13 protein-coding genes and 1 pseudogene are annotated in these 16,710 nt (G+C 40.1%); 5 read left to right on the forward strand and 9 right to left on the reverse strand.

The window, feature by feature from the left end; genetic code table 11:
* Positions 1 to 66: 66 nt before the first annotated feature.
* The 4 genes and pseudogenes from CWC17_RS08645 to CWC17_RS08660 form a co-directional block, all read right to left on the reverse strand.
* On the reverse strand, positions 67 to 1,158 hold the full coding sequence (locus tag CWC17_RS08645; protein WP_138612617.1) for a PIN domain-containing protein: 1,092 nt from the start codon (positions 1,156 to 1,158) through the stop codon (positions 67 to 69).
* A 123-nt stretch (positions 1,159 to 1,281) separates the two neighbouring features.
* Positions 1,282 to 1,878, reverse strand: a complete 597-nt coding sequence (locus tag CWC17_RS08650; protein WP_138612618.1) for a hypothetical protein — start codon at positions 1,876 to 1,878, stop codon at positions 1,282 to 1,284.
* 574 nt (positions 1,879 to 2,452) lie between these two features.
* Positions 2,453 to 2,650 (reverse strand): DUF6435 family protein, encoded by a 198-nt coding sequence (locus CWC17_RS08655; protein ID WP_138541275.1) that lies wholly within the window; start codon positions 2,648 to 2,650, stop codon positions 2,453 to 2,455.
* A 138-nt stretch (positions 2,651 to 2,788) separates the two neighbouring features.
* A pseudogene (locus CWC17_RS08660) lies at positions 2,789 to 3,889 on the reverse strand (PQQ-dependent sugar dehydrogenase).
* A gap of 399 nt (positions 3,890 to 4,288) precedes the next feature.
* Here CWC17_RS08660 and CWC17_RS08665 point away from each other — a divergent pair.
* The 3 genes from CWC17_RS08665 (at position 4,289) to CWC17_RS08675 (ending at position 7,575) form a co-directional block, all read left to right on the forward strand.
* Positions 4,289 to 5,332: a flavin reductase family protein gene (locus CWC17_RS08665; RefSeq protein WP_138612650.1), complete on the forward strand. Its 1,044-nt coding sequence runs from the start codon at positions 4,289 to 4,291 to the stop codon at positions 5,330 to 5,332.
* The gene (locus CWC17_RS08670) at positions 5,329 to 6,381 is read left to right on the forward strand and encodes a fatty acid desaturase family protein (RefSeq protein ID WP_138612619.1); all 1,053 of its coding nucleotides are present in this window, start codon (positions 5,329 to 5,331) and stop codon (positions 6,379 to 6,381) included. The genes CWC17_RS08665 and CWC17_RS08670 overlap by 4 nt, the downstream gene beginning before the upstream one ends.
* Before the next feature lie 150 nt (positions 6,382 to 6,531).
* Positions 6,532 to 7,575, forward strand: a complete 1,044-nt coding sequence (locus CWC17_RS08675; protein WP_138612620.1) for a branched-chain amino acid aminotransferase — start codon at positions 6,532 to 6,534, stop codon at positions 7,573 to 7,575.
* A 78-nt stretch (positions 7,576 to 7,653) separates the two neighbouring features.
* On the opposite strand, the gene CWC17_RS08680 is transcribed toward CWC17_RS08675, so the two are convergent.
* From CWC17_RS08680 to CWC17_RS08690, 3 genes are all read right to left on the reverse strand, one after another.
* Positions 7,654 to 10,164: a TonB-dependent receptor plug domain-containing protein gene (locus CWC17_RS08680; RefSeq protein WP_502704910.1), complete on the reverse strand. Its 2,511-nt coding sequence runs from the start codon at positions 10,162 to 10,164 to the stop codon at positions 7,654 to 7,656.
* 496 nt (positions 10,165 to 10,660) lie between these two features.
* Entirely contained in the window at positions 10,661 to 10,972 is a 312-nt protein-coding gene (locus tag CWC17_RS08685) for an Mpo1-like protein (RefSeq protein WP_138612622.1), read from the reverse strand.
* A gap of 217 nt (positions 10,973 to 11,189) precedes the next feature.
* Positions 11,190 to 12,482 carry an anti-phage deoxyguanosine triphosphatase gene (locus CWC17_RS08690; RefSeq protein WP_138612623.1) on the reverse strand — a complete coding sequence of 431 codons (1,293 nt, stop codon included), beginning with the start codon at positions 12,480 to 12,482 and terminating at the stop codon, positions 11,190 to 11,192.
* A 265-nt stretch (positions 12,483 to 12,747) separates the two neighbouring features.
* Between CWC17_RS08690 and CWC17_RS08695 the strand changes: the two genes are divergently transcribed.
* Complete coding sequence (locus CWC17_RS08695) at positions 12,748 to 13,557, forward strand: glucosaminidase domain-containing protein (RefSeq protein ID WP_138612624.1); 810 nt, start codon at positions 12,748 to 12,750, stop codon at positions 13,555 to 13,557.
* Positions 13,550 to 14,215 carry a DUF2987 domain-containing protein gene (locus CWC17_RS08700; protein ID WP_031289865.1) on the forward strand — a complete coding sequence of 222 codons (666 nt, stop codon included), beginning with the start codon at positions 13,550 to 13,552 and terminating at the stop codon, positions 14,213 to 14,215. The genes CWC17_RS08695 and CWC17_RS08700 overlap by 8 nt, the downstream gene beginning before the upstream one ends.
* A gap of 73 nt (positions 14,216 to 14,288) precedes the next feature.
* Here the strand turns inward: CWC17_RS08700 and CWC17_RS08705 are convergent, their stop codons facing one another.
* A complete protein-coding gene (locus CWC17_RS08705) occupies positions 14,289 to 15,293 on the reverse strand; it encodes a LacI family DNA-binding transcriptional regulator (RefSeq protein WP_138612625.1) in 1,005 nt (334 codons plus the stop codon).
* A 63-nt stretch (positions 15,294 to 15,356) separates the two neighbouring features.
* Positions 15,357 to 16,685 carry a glycoside-pentoside-hexuronide (GPH):cation symporter gene (locus tag CWC17_RS08710; protein WP_138612626.1) on the reverse strand — a complete coding sequence of 443 codons (1,329 nt, stop codon included), beginning with the start codon at positions 16,683 to 16,685 and terminating at the stop codon, positions 15,357 to 15,359.
* Positions 16,686 to 16,710: the final 25 nt, after the last annotated feature.

Consider the following 16,710-nt stretch of genomic DNA (forward strand, 5'->3'; position numbering starts at 1 on the left):
TAATGTGTAGCGGAGCGAAACGTAGCCAACTGTTTTTGTTCCGTTTAAAGTGCTTGTTAGCTCGCTTTAAATAGAAATACCTTCTACATGAAGCTCTGTAGGGATTTCGTTTACGGTATCAAATACAAAACTTGCTTGAGTGTAAGCTTTAAAGCCGAATGACATTTTCGCAACTTGCTTAATGCTATCAATATCAACTTCATAATATGAGGGAATTAATTCAATTTCAGTTTTATGTTGATTGTATTCGTTGAGGTCTATAGTTATATCTAATGTAACGCCTGACGCTATAAACTGGCAACTCACATATGCTTCATTATCAGATATTTTGCTAACATGGAAAATCTCAGTATCGTCAACAATATCCCAGTTATCACCTTCAATATCTTGTACTTGTGTTAATTTGTCTTTAAACAAACTAGTTGAGAAAATTTCACTAAGGGCTTCATTATCTAATCCTTGTAGATATTCAATGGTTTGTTCCATTAAAAAATCATCAAAGTCATTGCTCAATTTCTGCCTATCAACAAGATGCTCATCTCTATCAACTTGAGCATTAACAAAGTCGTAAACATTAAGAAATGGTACTATATTTGCCGAAATCCCTTTTTGCTCGATGTCCTTTTGCAAATCAGGATGAATGACAAGTTTGCCTTGTTTTTTAATAAAAAAATCATGTTTATTATTTGTTATAAAAGCAATGTCACCATCAATGTTGTTTTTCTCTATATGGTCTAGAAAAGACAGCCAAATCAATGCATCCCTATAACCTTTTTCTTGTCCAGAAAAGGGTTTTAAAGACTTTAACGCTCTAGTTACCAATTGTGTATGAGGAATACCTTCATAATTAATTTTATCAATATACTCAACTCTGCCATCTATGCTCGATAGTAAGTTGTACTCAGATATATTTAAATTAGTTTCATCGTATTCCAACCTTGAAGAGCTTACTTTTTGCACCAGGTTAATGTGTCGCTTGATTTCACTTAATGATTCATTAAGTTCTCGATTCCGTATATTTTCAACTTCTTGAACAACTAAATCTGAAAGCATTAACTCTTCACTTTCATTGTTCAAATACCTAAATAACAACTTAAAGTTAGGGTTATTTGCGAACCAATTATTATAAAAAACGTTAGTATCTAAAAATACTTTCAATTTATCACCTTACTAGAGTTATACGATTGCGAGCTAACGCGCCAATAAGAGGCTAAAAATTGTTGGCTAAAATAGTGAGGCACGAACGGCAGCCAACTTTTTTAGTCCTGCTTGATTGCCTTGTTATGTTTTTAGTAACTCCAAACTGCCTTTGACACCTAAAGAGGTCGTTATACAAGCACCACTGAATAAAAGAGAGCCAAAACTATATGCCCCGCAAAAAGAGAAAGTAGCTAAATCAAAACCTTGCTGCGAATTAAAAATTATTACAGCCATAAAAATAAAAACAGCGAACAAGGATAAAAATGAAAGGACATCCTGAAACACTTTATATTTTTCAAGTTTAGACACTGTCCACTTGCCTTTGCAAGTAAAGGTTTTTTGAGCGCTATCAAAATTTATATAAGATGATGTGTACCTAAATTTGTAAAAATTACTACTTGGGTTTTCTTTACTTAAAATCCATTCCATCACCTCATAGTTAATTAAAAAACCAAAACGCTTTTGAATTAATTGTTCAGAAATAAATTTATCTTTAGGCAGTCCGTGTTCGTTGAACCACTGAATTAGCAGCTCAACATTTTTGATATTATCATTTTCTTTTTTTTCAGAATATTCGCTATACATCTTTCTAAAAAAGAAGAATGTTAATGGAATAAGAGCTAGTAAGGTAAAACCAAACTCTTTAGCAAATGCGCCTATTAATTGATGGATACCCATGCTCGCCTCCCTGAAAACATAACAGCTTTATCAGAGGACACTTTCCTCTTTTTATGAGCAATGTATGTCCTCTTAATATTAATAACAAATCCTGTAACACATTGCGAGCATTAAACTTTAAGGCGGGGTGTTCTTTTTATGGCAGGTGGAAAAGAGGAAATTTTCCTCATTTTCTGACTTAGGAGGATAAACGCCAGCGCAGTAAGCAAATACAGCAGCTAAAGATTTAAAATGACAACCAAACCCGGTTTTAAATCATTTAATATTCACTAAAAACACGGTGGCGATAACGTAAGTAACGGCTTTAAGTACATTTGTTTATGCAAGCCTATTATAAAAGGTGTTTTTGGCTGGTGGAGGCTATAAAACGAGGTGATGAATTATTTACTAAACGCGTCTTTCTACTTTTAAAACAGTACAGACACGATGTTTATACCAATCGACTTAAATATTTAGCCTTTCTCGCGTGCTAAATAAAGCGTTAACTGCGTTATAAATTTCTCATGTAGAACAACTACATGTCGAAATTTATGCCTTGTTATCACTCTATTTATCCGTCGCTATAAATGTCTAATTACTTAACACGATTGGTATTATCTGGCTTTTTTGCTTCAAGCGCTTCTATTTCACTCCAGATTTTTTCTGCTTCTGCGCTTAACATGGCGTAGCTTTTAATGTCCCCTTTACGCTGTGCTTGCATGCCTTGCTCAAGTTTTGCGTCGTACTCTTTGCGTAGTTTTTTTGTAGGGTCTGAATTGAATATTGAAAACATGGTGACTCTCTTAAATTTACGGTAATTATACCTTTATCGTACGCTACAAAGAGATAAATGGTTCTTTTAGTGGCTAGGCGTTTACCTTATCAAATAAGGTAAACGCTGTATTCATTATACTTTGATGATTTAAGGAATTTAAGTTTGTGGCTCTAGGCGTTTAATACCTTGGCCATCTATGCCTAGATAAATATACCCATCAGCACCTTGCGCTAAGCTGCGTACTCTGCCAATTCCATCGAGTATTTCATATTGCTTAGCCACTTTACCCTTTGAGAGTTCCAATGCGCTAATGAAAGAAAACTTCATAGATGCAAGTAATAGCTTACCTTTCAGCTTTGGGTATTTGTTACTCGTTACATACAACATATCGGAGGGAGCAATAGATGGAGTCCAATGTAATACAGGCGATTGCATGCCGTCTTTTTCTTGTATGTCGGTAAACGACGTACCGCTGTAATTAACTCCATAACTAACCACCGGCCAGCCATAATTAGCGCCCGCTTTAATTATGTTTAGCTCATCGCCGCCGCGTGGGCCGTGCTCATGAGACCATAACGTTTGTGTTGTTTTATCAAACCACATGCCTTGCGGGTTACGATGTCCGTAAGACCAAATAGCGTGTTTAGCGCTTTTTTGATTTACAAACGGGTTACCTTTAGGAATACGGCCATCAGCATGTAAACGATAAATTTTACCGCCATCACGAGTTAAGTCTTGCGGGTTTATAGTGCGCGCGCCGCGATCGCCAATCGAAAAGTAAACATAGCCTTGGTTATCAAACACAATACGGCTGCCGTAGTGCTGGCCCTTTGTGCTGTTATGCTCACCTTTATAAAGTAATTGTGTGTTTAAAAGCTTAGTACGATCGTCACTCAGCTTGGCGCGCATTAGGGCTGTATTACTGCCACTTTTAGCGCCTTGGGTACTTGAGTAAGTTATGTAAAGCCATTAGTTATTGTTTGCGTCGCTATGTAGGGCTAAATCGAGTAAACCGCCTTGCCCGTTAGCATCAATTTTTGGCAAACCCGAGAGCTTAGTTAAGGTTGATGAGTTTTTAGGCAATAAATAAAGTGTGCCGCTTCGCTCGGTTATAAGTAAATCACCATTACTTAACGGCTCAATAGCCCAGGGGATAGTTACCCCTTTAGCCACACTAACGGCTTTTACATTGAGCGGTAACACATCAAGGGTTTTGTAATCAACAGCCGCCACTGGTATTGAAACGAGTACAGCTATAAACGCCGTTGATACTGTTTTAGCAATCGATTTTATAGGGAAAAACACAGTTTTTGTCCTGTTTAATAAGTAAGCAAGTAATGCCTACATTAGCATGCTACTGCTGATTTTGCTAAATGTGGCGATTTAATAAAACTATATATATTTCAATCAACAAGAGTTTATCTACTGTGCTATATAGCTACCTTTAGTATTTAAAACAGCTACTTGTTGCACCTTTATTAAGGCTTTAGTGCTGCACTTTAAATTTAAGCTTTGCATATAAATTACACTAAAAAACTGACTATTTACTCTAATACTATTGAAATTAATTTTTTTGGGCGTACACTTGTGCGCTGAAGTTTGAGCGTACACATGTAAGTTCAAATTCAATATTTAATATCCAAGAGATTAATAGTGATGATTACTAAAGTATTAGACCAATTTTCGAAGTGGTTTTTACACCATCAAAGCTTTGCAGGCTACATTGAGCCCATTATGCAAATGGTTAAGCCTGCGTGGCGTGCAGGTCTATATAGAGCAAAAATTGAAGAGTTAACGCAGTACAATGGTGACTTTTTAAGTATTACCTTAAAGCCTACTCAACATTGGCAGGCACACATTGCTGGGCAACATATTAGTTTAACGGTAGAAATAAATGGGCGTTTATTAACACGTGTGTTTACGGTTGCCTCAAGCTCTGAGCAATTTAAAGCTACGGGCTTGGTGCGTTTATTAATTAAAACTAATGAGCAAGGGCGTTTTACAAGCCTTTTAAGCAGTGCTTTACGAGTTGGTGAGTGGTGCAATATTTCAGCGCCTAGTGGCGACTTTGTTTATAAAAATTCCCAAAACAATACAACGTTTATAGCGGGGGGCTCGGGTATTACACCTATGCTTGCCATGATTAGTGAGCATTTAAAACATACCACACAAAAAGTATCGTTAATTTATTATGCCAAAGCCGCAGCACACCAATGTGTAGATGAGCTAAGTGCATTAGCAAATCAGTTTTCGCATTTTTCGTTTTTACTGCTCACACGCGAGCAATCAGGTGACATTACTCGCCATGTAAATGTGTGGGAAAACCCAGATATTTACTGCTGTGGGCCAGCAAACTTTATGAAAACGGTGAGTGATTTTGCTAAAAAGCACCATTTAAATTATTACCAAGAGGCATTTGGCTTAACACTGCCAAGCCAAAGTGACGACAGCCTGTTTAACGTGCAGGTTAATAGCAGTGCTCATGTCGTCAATGCTAACAACGCATTATTAGCACAGTTTGAAGCAAAACAATTACCGGTTAAACGCGGGTGTGGCATTGGTATTTGCCACCAGTGCCAGTGCATTAAAAAGTCTGGCGTGGTGCGTAATTTAAAAACTGGTGAGTTGAGTGATAGTGGCGAGCAGTTAATTCAATTGTGTGTTAGTCAACCTGTTAGCGATTTGGAGTTACAGCTATGAAAAACATAAACTTTGATCAGTTAGCCCACGATTTAGATAGCATAAAAATGAATACACTAAGCAAAATAGGGCAACAAGATGCAAACTATATTCGCTCGGTTGTTAAAAAGCAGCGGCTATGTGAGTGGAGTGGGCGTATTTTACTTATGCTGGGCTTTATTCAGCCAATTTTATGGGTTGTAGGTGTGCTGCTATTAGCGGTTGCAAAAATTTTGGACAATATGGAAATTGGCCACAACGTTATGCACGGCCAATACGATTGGATGAACGACAAGCAGCTTAACTCGCAAAACTACGAATGGGATATTGCCTGCGATGGGCAAAGTTGGCATCGCGTTCATAACTTTGAGCACCACACCTACACTAATATTATTGGTAAAGACCGCGACTTTGGTTATGGCTTATTGCGTTTAAGCAATGATTTTAAATGGCGGTTAAAAAATGTGTGGCAGTTTATTACGTATATTAATTTAAGTGTGCTGTTTCAGTGGGGGGTGTCGTACCACGAGCTGGCTGCAGAGCGTGTGTTTATAGGTAAAAAGAAAGAAAACCGCGAAGGGGGTGTATCACATTCTACCCTAAAGCAGCGCTTTTTTAGTAAAGGTGCGCGCCAATTAATAAAAGATTATGTGATATTTCCTTTATTGGCTGGCCCTTTGTTTTTATGGGTATTAGCAGGTAACTTATTGGCAAATTTAATCCGTAATTTATGGACCTCAACCATTATTTTTTGTGGCCACTTTACTGAGGACACCGAAACCTTTAAACAAGAAGACTGCATAAACGAAACGCAAGGGCAGTGGTACTATCGCCAAGTTTTAGGCTCATCAAATATTAAAGGCCCGCATTGGTTTCATGTTTTAACTGGGCATTTAAGTTGCCAAATTGAGCATCACTTATTTCCTGATATGCCGTCCTCTCGCTATCAAGAAGTGGCCCCGCAAGTGCAAGCCGTTATGCAAAAGCACGGTATTGATTATCATACAGGTGGTTTTTTTAAACAGTACGGCTCGGTATTAAAACGTATTATTAGGTACTCGTTTAAATAAATAATGTGCCTTTAAAAAGCCGATTAATAAAGATGCATTAATCGGCTTTTTTGTATGTGCTTAGCAATGTGGCTAATTTATAAACAGCAGTTGCAAAAAATTCTTTTTGATAATTAAAAAAGCCTCAGTTTTGCTATGGTTAAACGATGCATGAATGTCATACAATGGAGAAAAATAGACCACACAAGAGAGATTAAAATGGCCGCATTCGGTACTGTGTTTATGCCGCAGATGATTCAAGCTCGTTTTTCAGATAACCAATGGAGCGAAAGCTCAATCGTCCCTTCCGATAAACTTGAACTTCATGCGGGCGCGCACGTCCTTCATTATTCAAGCACGTGTTTTGAAGGCTTAAAAGCGTTTCGCCACGAAGATGGCTCTATTTATATTTTTAGAATAGATGCAAACATTGCGCGTATGCAGCAAAGCTCTGCGTTATTAAGCCTACCAAGTTTTGATGGTCAAATGCTAAAAGACATGATTATCAAAATTGTTAAAGAATATGCTGATGAAACGCCATTACCACCGGGCTCTATGTACATTCGCCCAACTCACATAGGAACAGAGGCTGCCATTGGTAAAGCGGCTGCACCGTCAATGAGTTCGTTGTTATATACACTTTTATCGCCTGTTGGCGATTACTTTACCGGCGGCGCTACTGCGCTGCGTGTATTACTTGAAGAAGACGGCATGCGCTGTGCCCCGCACATGGGCATGGTTAAAAGTGGTGGTAATTACGCCAGTGCACTTGCACCAATTAGCGCAGCGCGCGAAAAATACCAAGCCGATCAAATTTTGTTTTGCCCAGGCGGCGACGTACAAGAAACAGGTGCTGCTAACTTTATTCTTATTGATGGTAATGAAATTATTACCAAAGCGCTCGATAGCACCTTTTTACATGGCGTAACACGTAATAGCATTTTAACCATTGCAAAAGATTTAGGCATGACGGTAAGCGAGCGTAACTTTAGCGTTACCGAGCTTTTAGAGCGCGCTGCAAAGCCAGGCACAGAAGCGGCGCTTTCAGGTACTGCTGCGGTGTTAACGCCGGTAGGTACGTTTATTCATAACGATAAAGAATACAAAGTAGGTAGTGGCGAGCCAGGCCCTACAACAGCGCGTTTACGCCAAGCATTGAACGATATTCAATGGGGTAAAAGTGAAGATAAACACGGCTGGTTAACTAAAGTCTAATTAATTTAACCAGTTCACAGTAAAAGCCACCGACTAGGTGGCTTTTGTGTTTTGGGTACTTTTTGAAATGCTTAGCGCTTAAAATTTCATTTCTATTTTGCCGTACACGTAACGGCCATTAAATCCGTAGGGCGAAAAGCTTGAATATGCAAACAAGCGAGAAAAAGTAGAGACTTCTTCTACATTTTCGCGGGTTGGATCTGGGTATACATCAAAAATGTTATTGGCACCTAAACTAAGCGTTAGGTTATCGGTAGCGGCATAGGCGACATCTAAATCAGTGATCCACTTAGGTTTTAATACCTCGTTTAGCTCAGGCGTTGATGATGGGTCTTGCGTTTCACCATAACGTGTTGTTCTTAGTGTGGCGCGAAGTTCATCATGAGTCCATGTAGCGCTTAAATTGTATTTATTGCGCGGGGTGCTTACTTCAAAGCGGCGCAGCTCTGTACCTGAGAACAAGTTGTCTTGATCAAACCCAGCACCTTGCAGCTCAGCAGGCGGGTCAATAATATCAGTGACTTCATTTTTGCCGTAGTTATACCCTAAGTTAAAGGCAATATCGCCGTAGCCATCGGTGATTAAGTTGTACGAGGCAACCACATCAACACCGCGAGTTTTACTATCTATAGCGTTTAAGAAAAAGCGGCCTTGGTTGGCCCCTGTGCCTTCTAGCAACTCTTCTATTGCAGCGCCCGATAAATTGTTAGATAAAACAATCCGGTCATCAATTAGTATTTGATAGTAATCAACCGATAAGCTGAAATTAAAGTCGGTAGACCAAGTAAAGCCAACCCCGTAGTTTGTGGCTTCTTCGGCATCAAGGCCCGGCGAGCCAAGCGCTTTGGCTACATCACTGCTTGGTGCAAAGGTACCGGTTTCGGTCGGAACGCTATCAACAAATACAGTAGCAACTGAGGTAAAATATTGCTGTTGTAATGAAGGCGCTCTAAACCCTGTTGAGGCTGAAGCGCGTATGGCTAAATCTTCAGTTAGCGAATAGCGCGTTGCAATTTTGCCGTTAAGTGTATCACCAAAATCTGAGTAATCCTCATAACGCGCTGCCACAGCTATGTTCCAATCATCTGTCAGGTAGGTTTCTAAATCTATGTAAAAACTCACATTATGGCGGCTGTTGTTACCTTCTGACTCAGGTGTAAAGCCTGGGAATACTTGCGCACCTGCAGCACCAAATGGGCCATCTTCACCTGTGAGCGCACCGCCTGGACCAAATGTGCCTTGTGCGTATGAGGCTTCTTCGCCAGCTTCTATTTGATAACCTTCTGTGCGGTACTCAGCGCCTATGGCAACACTCACCGCGCTTTCTAGAAAGCTCACATCAACTTCGCGGCTTAAATCGACATTTAAAGTAAGTTGATCGTATGTCAACGTACCTGCATCAAAAGTTGTTTGGCTTGTTGGTCCGTACGACGTATTTAAACTATTGGTTACGCCAAATTCAAATGCATCTTCACCATACACAGCCGATACATCGTAGTTCCAATCACTTATAAAACCTTTAACACCTAACGCGAGTGAGTAGTCGTTTATATCTGAGGTGATCACAGGTAAAAAACCGTCGGGGTATATTTCTTCTATATTACGGCTATCGCTTGCGCGTCTATAAAAACCAGCGCCTTCACCTTCACGTTTAGAGTAAGAGCCAAATGAATACAAATCTACATCGTTAGCTAGCAGATACCCTGCATTATAAAAAACCGATAGGTCTTCTACATCCCCATTACCAAAGTTATGGTTATAGCGATTAACGGTAAACTCGCGAGGATCGAGTGAGCCATCTTCTAATCGGTCGTAGTTTTCGCGTTGATCGTAATCGGCACGGTTAGTTGAGTGGCGGTCTCGGTATTCGGTCGAAATGTTTAAAAAGCCATTATCACCCAGCTCTAAACCAATATTACCTTGCAAAGTAAGCGTTTGCCCATCGGTTAAAGAGCGATCGTCGCCTTCGGTAAATGCTAGGTTGCCATCGCTACCCTCAGATACCGAATCAAGCTCAGGCACACCATCCATCTCGGTGATATTTGCCCCATAAATAGCAGCAAGGGAGCCGCCACTGCTTGCGCTTTTAAGCACAATATTAATCACACCCGCTATTGCATCAGAGCCGTATTGCGCCGCTGCGCCATCACGCAAAACTTCAATGCGTTCGATTGCATTAGCTGGTATTGCATTTAGATCGACAGACGATGAGCCACGGCCCGTTGAACCATTAAGGTTGAGCAGTGCACTACTATGACGTCGCTTTCCATTAACCAGCACTAAGGTATGATCGGGTGCTAAACCACGTAGTTGTGCAGGGCGTACATGATCACTGCCATCGGTAAGCGATGCCTGCGGAAAATTAAAGCTCGGTAATAAATTGCTCAGTAGCGCGTTTGTTTCCGTAAGGCCTGAACTGGTAAGCGCCTCAGCGCCAATAATATCAATAGGAACGGCACTATCTTCTACAGTACGACCTAATCGGCGTGAGCCAATAACGCTAATTTGTTCTATATCTTCTTGGACCTGGGTTGATTGCTCTGCCGCGTGCGCAGAAAACGCACTACATAACGAAAGCGATGCACCCATGGCAAGCACTGTGCTCACTTTTACTTTATTTAACCTAAACGGTAGGCTTTTATGCATGATGTTGATCCTCGTTTGATTACCCATTGATTTAAATTTTTATTTTATAACCGCTAATTTATTTTATCGGCTTTGAAAACATAAACCGCATTAACAAAATGAGTCAATTGAATAACATTCAATTAAAATAACGAGGTATATAATTACAATTTTATATAAATGAATCTAAGTGAGATAAAAGTTATAACTAGGCTGCTTTTTGTAAGCGACTGATAGGCCTTGAAATTATTTTTGCTTGTGTGTTTACTTTTAATTAACAGGTAAGAGCAGTGTACGTGCCTTTAGAAATGTGCCATTAATTAATGAGCTTTAAAAATATGTGTATAAATCACCGCCAAATGTTAAGTTAATTAACATTTAGCGGTGGGTTATTTAATTTACAATTTGTATAGCGTTTAAAAAGGTTACGAATGATTTTTATAAGAAAATAATATAAAAATTAAAATTTTATTTTACCGATAAGTATATCTTTAAACATGACCCAATCTCCCCATAAGCTATAAAGGGGGTGCTTAAAAGTGGCGGGGCGGTTTTTTTCAAAAAAGAAATGCCCAACCCAAGCAAATCCGTAGCCAATAACCGGTAATAACCACAGCAAGCTATATTGCTGCTTGATCAATGCAATAAAGATGACTGCAAGTACTAGCGTGCTGCCAATAAAGTGAAGCCTTCTGCAGGTTACATTGCGGTGCTCTTTTAAGTAATACGGGTAAAACGCTTTAAAGGAGTTAAAAGTGTGTGGTGTGTTCATAGTCAATGCTCTTATTTTTATAGTTTATTAAATATACAAGGGCCTGCTAGATTTTGCAGGAAAAATTTTTGCAAACAAGAGGTTATTTAACTGCGGCGCAAGGTTTGTAACCGAGTGGGCTCGATAACGCCTCCTGCGCACGCCTATTTATTTGCAATAACCCCTTTCACAGGCTCTACCCTTAACCAAACGCTTAACATGGTGTGCTCTTGGCTTTTTATTGTACTGGTGAGAATAACCGCTGGTAGGTTTTATAGGCGTACTCATCGCTCATGCCGCTTAGGTAGTCGCATATTATGCGCATCCCTTGGTTTTGTTTTTCAGCGTCTAGATAAAGCGCTTGCGTTGTTTCGGGTAATAAACGCAGAGGGTCACTGGCAAAAGCGGTAAATAATTCAATCAGTAAGTTTTGACCTTTAAACTCTATTTGCTGCATTTCTGGGTCGCGTATTAAGCGATTAAATACAAAATGCTTAAGTATTTGTAAAACACGCTCGTACTGTGGGTCTAGCTTTGCAGTGTACTTTAAAATAGGGCACTCAAAATCACCATGCTGAACATCTAAATGAATATGAATAATAAACATATTTACCAGCTCGCCAATGGCATCTTTACGCTCAAAATCGTTTTTTGAAAACAAGCGTTGGGTAAGCGAGTCTAATTTAGTGTTTAACCAATCGTAATTAAGCGTGTTTAAGTGGGGTAATGCATGTGTTTGCCAATCATCTAGTGTGAGCACTTTAGTGGCTATGGCATCTTCTAGGTCGTGCACTGCATATGCTATGTCATCGGCGTGTTCCATTATAGCGCTATCTAACGATTTATAACGGGTTTTTGCACGGTACTGATCTATTGGTGTATGGCTAGTTAATAGGGCTTTGTCGTTGTCGCTTAAAGGGGCAATGATCCATTTAAATATTTGAGCATCGTCTTTGTATAAGCCTTTAGCGGGGCGCCAATCATCTGCTTTTATAAATGAGCGTGTATTATTTACCGTCGGAATGGTGTGCCATAAATCGTCTATAAATGCGGGGTATTTAATAAAGCCAAGCAACGTGCGGCGCGTTAGGTTCATGCCGTGGCCGTTAGAGTAAGGCTCAAGTTTAGCGACTATACGTAATGTTTGTGCGTTGCCTTCAAATCCACCGTGCTCACGCATCATATAATTTAAGGCAATTTCGCCGCCATGGCCAAACGGGGGATGGCCTATATCGTGCGCTAAACATAAGGTTTCTAATAAACCGGTAGAGGGAAAGTGTGTAAAATCGCTGTGCTGTGCTTTTAAATGCCGTAATATGCCGGTACCAATTTGCGATACCTCCAAAGAATGCGTTAAGCGTGTGCGATAAAAGTCGTTTAAGCCTATCCCCATAATTTGGGTTTTTGCTTGTAAGCGCCTAAAAGCTGCGGCATGAATTATACGAGAGCGGTCTACCTGCCAGGGGGAGCGATTATCGTTAGGACGATTTTTATACTGTTCTATTATTCGGCTTTGCCATTGCTTATCCATACTGCTTACTCACAAAACATTGTTATACACGGTATAAGCTCAGTATACCCATGCCCTAATAAATTGCGAATGAACAAGTACATAACCTGAGCTGGTGGATAATATATTTATCGCAAGCAGCCACTTTAGCATTTTTTAGCAAAGCGTGGCCCTTAAAGGGTTACACACTGGGTGTTATTCGCGTTTATGTAGTGGCTTAGGTATAATGGGGTTTCGTATGTGTGTGTATTACCCATGCATAATTGTTGTTTGAAAGAGAGACTACATGCTAAAAACCATTTTAAAGCTGTTACTAAGCGTATTTTTTTTATGGGCGCTTGCATATCCGTTTATGCAAAGTAATGAGCAAGAGGTTGAAGAACAGACCACAGATGAACAACCTAAAAAGGTGCAAAAAAAAGAAAAACCCCTGCACAATGTTACCTTACCTAAGTTTTCTGAATTTGCTGATGTGAAAGAGAAAAAACAGGTATTTTTTGATTTTATTCGCCCGCATGTTGAGGCTGAAAATAAAAAAATATTACAGCAACGCGCTAAGTTAGAAATTGCGCGTATGATGCTTGAATACAACGAACCGCTCGAGAAAAAACAACAGCGCGACATCGTTAATATTTTAAAAGCCTATGGCTTACCAGAAACAGTAAACACCCTAATTTTAAGCCAAGCGCTGCGCCGTGTTGATATTATTCCTAAAGAGCTTGCGCTAATGCAAGCGGCGAATGAGTCGGCGTGGGGCACATCGCGCTTTGCACGCATAGGGCTTAACTTTTTTGGCCAATGGTGTTATTCAAAAGGCTGCGGTATGGTGCCAAGACGCCGCAATAGTGGAGCGGCGCACGAAGTTGCTGCATTTAAGTCGGTACGCGCGGCAGTAAGCTCGTATTTTAGAAATATAAACACGCATAATGCCTACAAAGATTTACGCCTGATACGCGAAGATTTACGACAACAGCAAAAGCCCATTGCGGCAACGGCACTAACGCATGGTTTAATGTCGTACTCAGAGCGCGGCGAGGCCTACATAGAAGAGCTAAACACCATGATTAACCAAAACAGAGCTTACTTTGATGAATAAAAAACGACTCATAAATATTAACGCCATACTCATTTTATTAAGTTTGGCGGCAAGTACCGTCAATGCCAAAGAGTTTGTTATGTCGTACGATGGCTTTTACGATAGATTAAAAGTGGTTAACAAGGGCGACTTTCAGTATGCACGAGTTAACTTTTACATTAGCGATATTGCCACAAACGAGGCATGTGCAATTAAAAGCGGCACAATTTTAACTGAAAATAACGAATACCCGCTTAATTTTACCGATAAAGCACAGTTACTTTTACCGTTTGATAAGCAGCTCGATACGGATAAAGCCGTTATTGTTGTAGAGCCACAAAACCCTGATCACGATTGTCAGTTAAAACTGCAAATTGAGGCCAGCGAATTTGAAGGGCTTAGCTTAACTAAAGATTCGTTGTACACAATTAATAACGAGTTAGATGAACTTTTAACAGATTTATCAGGCTTTTTTGTTAGTAAGCTCATGTGGTTTTTATTGCCTGAGCAAAAAGGCGTTGCTGTAACATTTAAAGAGCCTGTGACTTTTAATAACCCACATATACAGTGCGAAAAATCAATCTGCTACTTTGCAGTACAGGATAACTGGGAAGATGACGTAAATCTGCTTGGTGATATAGAAAACGTAGTTAAAGTAACCCCGTGGATAGCAAAATAAGTTACTGGGGGTTAATAAAAACGGCGCTTAATATAGCGCCGTTTTTTTATGCGTTTTTATGCGTTTTTATGCGTTATTTTGACAATGCTTGGGTTGAATCACGTCTAATTAGGGTGGGTTCAAACACGCGGTTTATGTGTAAGTTTTTATACTGATAGACATCTTGTAGCACCATTTTTGCAGCCATTTCACCCATTTCTTCTACTGGGTTATCTATGGTGGTAAGTGTAGGGTAAAGATAATTGGCAAATATAACGTTATCAAAGCCAATCACCGACAAATCGTTTGGTAAATTAAAACCATGCTCACGGGCGTATTTCATAGCACCTGATGCCATTTCATCGTTGGCACACACTAAAGCACTAAACGGAATACGCGTGTTGAGTAGTTTTTCAAGGCCTTTGCTGCCGCCAATTTCGTTAAAATCACCTTCGTAAAACAGCGCCTCATTAAAGGGAATGTTTTTTTCGTGCAGCGCTTTTTTATGGCCTTTTAAACGGTTTCTGGCATCGGCTTTAACTTGCGGCCCCGCGATATAAGCTATATTTGTGTGGCCTTGTTCAACAATAGATTTACTGGCTAAGTAGCCGCCGAGTTCGTTATCTAGGCTAATGCAGTTACTTTCAAGTGAATGTACGTATCGGTTAATAAGGTAAATAGGGGTTTTACCTTTACTTAGCTCAATTAGGTAGTCATCACTGACTGACTCTACATGTAAAATTAGCGCATCGCATTTGCGGCTAATTAAAAATTCAATGCCGTCTTTTTCTTTATCGTCTTCACTGTGACCGGTGGTAATAATAACGTGCTTACCCGCAGCGCGTAGGGCTGACTCGATGCCTGCCATCATTTGAGCAAAGAAAGGACCATGAAGCTCTGATACCAAAATACCCACGCTGTTGGTTCTGTTAGAGGCAAGCGATTGCGCAATAGAGTTGGGCTTATAGCCCAGCTGCTGCATTGCATCGAGTACTTTTTTAGTGGTTTTTTCACTTACGCGGGTGTTTTTATTCATTACCCGTGACACTGTAGCTAACGATACGCCAGCAAGCTCCGACACTTCATAAATTGTGGCCATGTTATTGTTAACTCACTTATATCCTTTATTTTGGCGGGCAAATAATACCGTACCCACCAAATGTTAACTAGCACTAGTTTTTAGCGATGCCTGTATAGAGGCTAACTGTGCGTTATTGAGCGTGTATTTACGCATAATAAATGCAACAAACAAAGAGCCAAACGCCGGTATAATAGTAAACGATAATAAAATACCCTGTTGCGTATCAAGGCTCTGCATTGTTTGCGCTTGGTAATTATAAAAAGACAGCAGCCAGCCTGCAATTGCACCGCCTAACGCCACACCCATTTTTATAAAAAATATAACGCCCGAATATACTAGGCCAGTAATTCTTACCCCAGTTTTGTGGTGCCCGTAGTCTATGGTGTCGGCCATTTTTGCCCACAGTAGCGGGGTGGCCATATCTAAAAAAAACTTCCACAAAATAAAGGCGGCAAATGCCAAGGTAATATTATCAGGGGAGATAAAATAGCTCGCAATACATATGCCCGCAGCGATTAACTGCAAACTAATATAGGCTTTTATTTTACAAAATCGCTTAGCCAACGGCTGAGCACACGCACACCCAACCATACTGGCAACCACTCCTAGGGTCATAAAGGAGGTAATTAAATCTTCTTGCCCTAAATAGTATTTAACGTAATAAACCCCTAAGGTTAAACGTAATACTTGGCCAGTGAGTAAAAATAGCGCGGCAGCGCACAGGACTCGCCATTGATCGTTTTTAACTAAGGTTTTTAAACTTTTAAACAACGACAGGTTTTGCTCAGGCGGTTGCTCTACACGCTCTTTGGTACCAAAAAAACACAGTAAAAATAACACTAAGCCAAGCAAGCTCATTGCCGTCATGGTGTATTGGTAGCCTTTGGCATTATCGCCTTGGCCAAAGTATTCAACCATTGGCATTGTACAGCCCGCAACAATAACGCCGCCTAACATACCAAACACAAAACGATAAGATTGCACGCTAACACGCTCTTTTACATCGTTAGTGAGCACGCCACCTAATGCGCAATAAGGAATATTTATGGCGGTATACGCCACCATAAGCAAGGTGTAGGTAGTAAAGGCGTAAATAATTTTATCACTGCCTTCAAGCTCTGGCGTGGTAAAAGCTAAAATACTAATAAGCGCAAAGGGCAGGGCAAGCCACAATAAATAGGGCCTAAAATGGCCAAAGCGCGACTGGGTTTTATCGGCTAAGTTGCCCATAACTGGGTCGGTGATGGCATCAAACAATCTAACCACTAAAAACATGGTGCCTACCACCGCAGGAGAAAGCCCTACTACATCTGTGTAGTAAAGCATTAAAAACATCATAACTGTTTGAAAAATAATATTACTTGCCGTATCGCCAAGGCCATAGGCTATTTTTTCTTTTACACTTATCATGATGTTAGGTTCTCGCTTTTTGATT

The organism is Pseudoalteromonas sp. S3785, assembly GCF_005887365.1.
Lineage (GTDB): Bacteria > Pseudomonadota > Gammaproteobacteria > Enterobacterales > Alteromonadaceae > Pseudoalteromonas.

Coding starts and splice junctions, on each gene's coding strand:
- CWC17_RS08675 (WP_138612620.1), top strand. CDS start 6,532: ATGAATGTCATACAATGGAGAAAAATAGACCACACAAGAGAGATTAAA.
- CWC17_RS08650 (WP_138612618.1), bottom strand. CDS start 1,878: ATGGGTATCCATCAATTAATAGGCGCATTTGCTAAAGAGTTTGGTTTT.
- CWC17_RS08655 (WP_138541275.1), bottom strand. CDS start 2,650: ATGTTTTCAATATTCAATTCAGACCCTACAAAAAAACTACGCAAAGAG.
- CWC17_RS08665 (WP_138612650.1), top strand. CDS start 4,289: ATGATTACTAAAGTATTAGACCAATTTTCGAAGTGGTTTTTACACCAT.
- CWC17_RS08695 (WP_138612624.1), top strand. CDS start 12,748: ATGCTAAAAACCATTTTAAAGCTGTTACTAAGCGTATTTTTTTTATGG.
- CWC17_RS08700 (WP_031289865.1), top strand. CDS start 13,550: ATGAATAAAAAACGACTCATAAATATTAACGCCATACTCATTTTATTA.
- CWC17_RS08685 (WP_138612622.1), bottom strand. CDS start 10,972: ATGAACACACCACACACTTTTAACTCCTTTAAAGCGTTTTACCCGTAT.
- CWC17_RS08705 (WP_138612625.1), bottom strand. CDS start 15,293: ATGGCCACAATTTATGAAGTGTCGGAGCTTGCTGGCGTATCGTTAGCT.
- CWC17_RS08670 (WP_138612619.1), top strand. CDS start 5,329: ATGAAAAACATAAACTTTGATCAGTTAGCCCACGATTTAGATAGCATA.
- CWC17_RS08690 (WP_138612623.1), bottom strand. CDS start 12,482: ATGGATAAGCAATGGCAAAGCCGAATAATAGAACAGTATAAAAATCGT.
- CWC17_RS08680 (WP_502704910.1), bottom strand. CDS start 10,164: ATGGGTGCATCGCTTTCGTTATGTAGTGCGTTTTCTGCGCACGCGGCA.
- CWC17_RS08710 (WP_138612626.1), bottom strand. CDS start 16,685: ATGATAAGTGTAAAAGAAAAAATAGCCTATGGCCTTGGCGATACGGCA.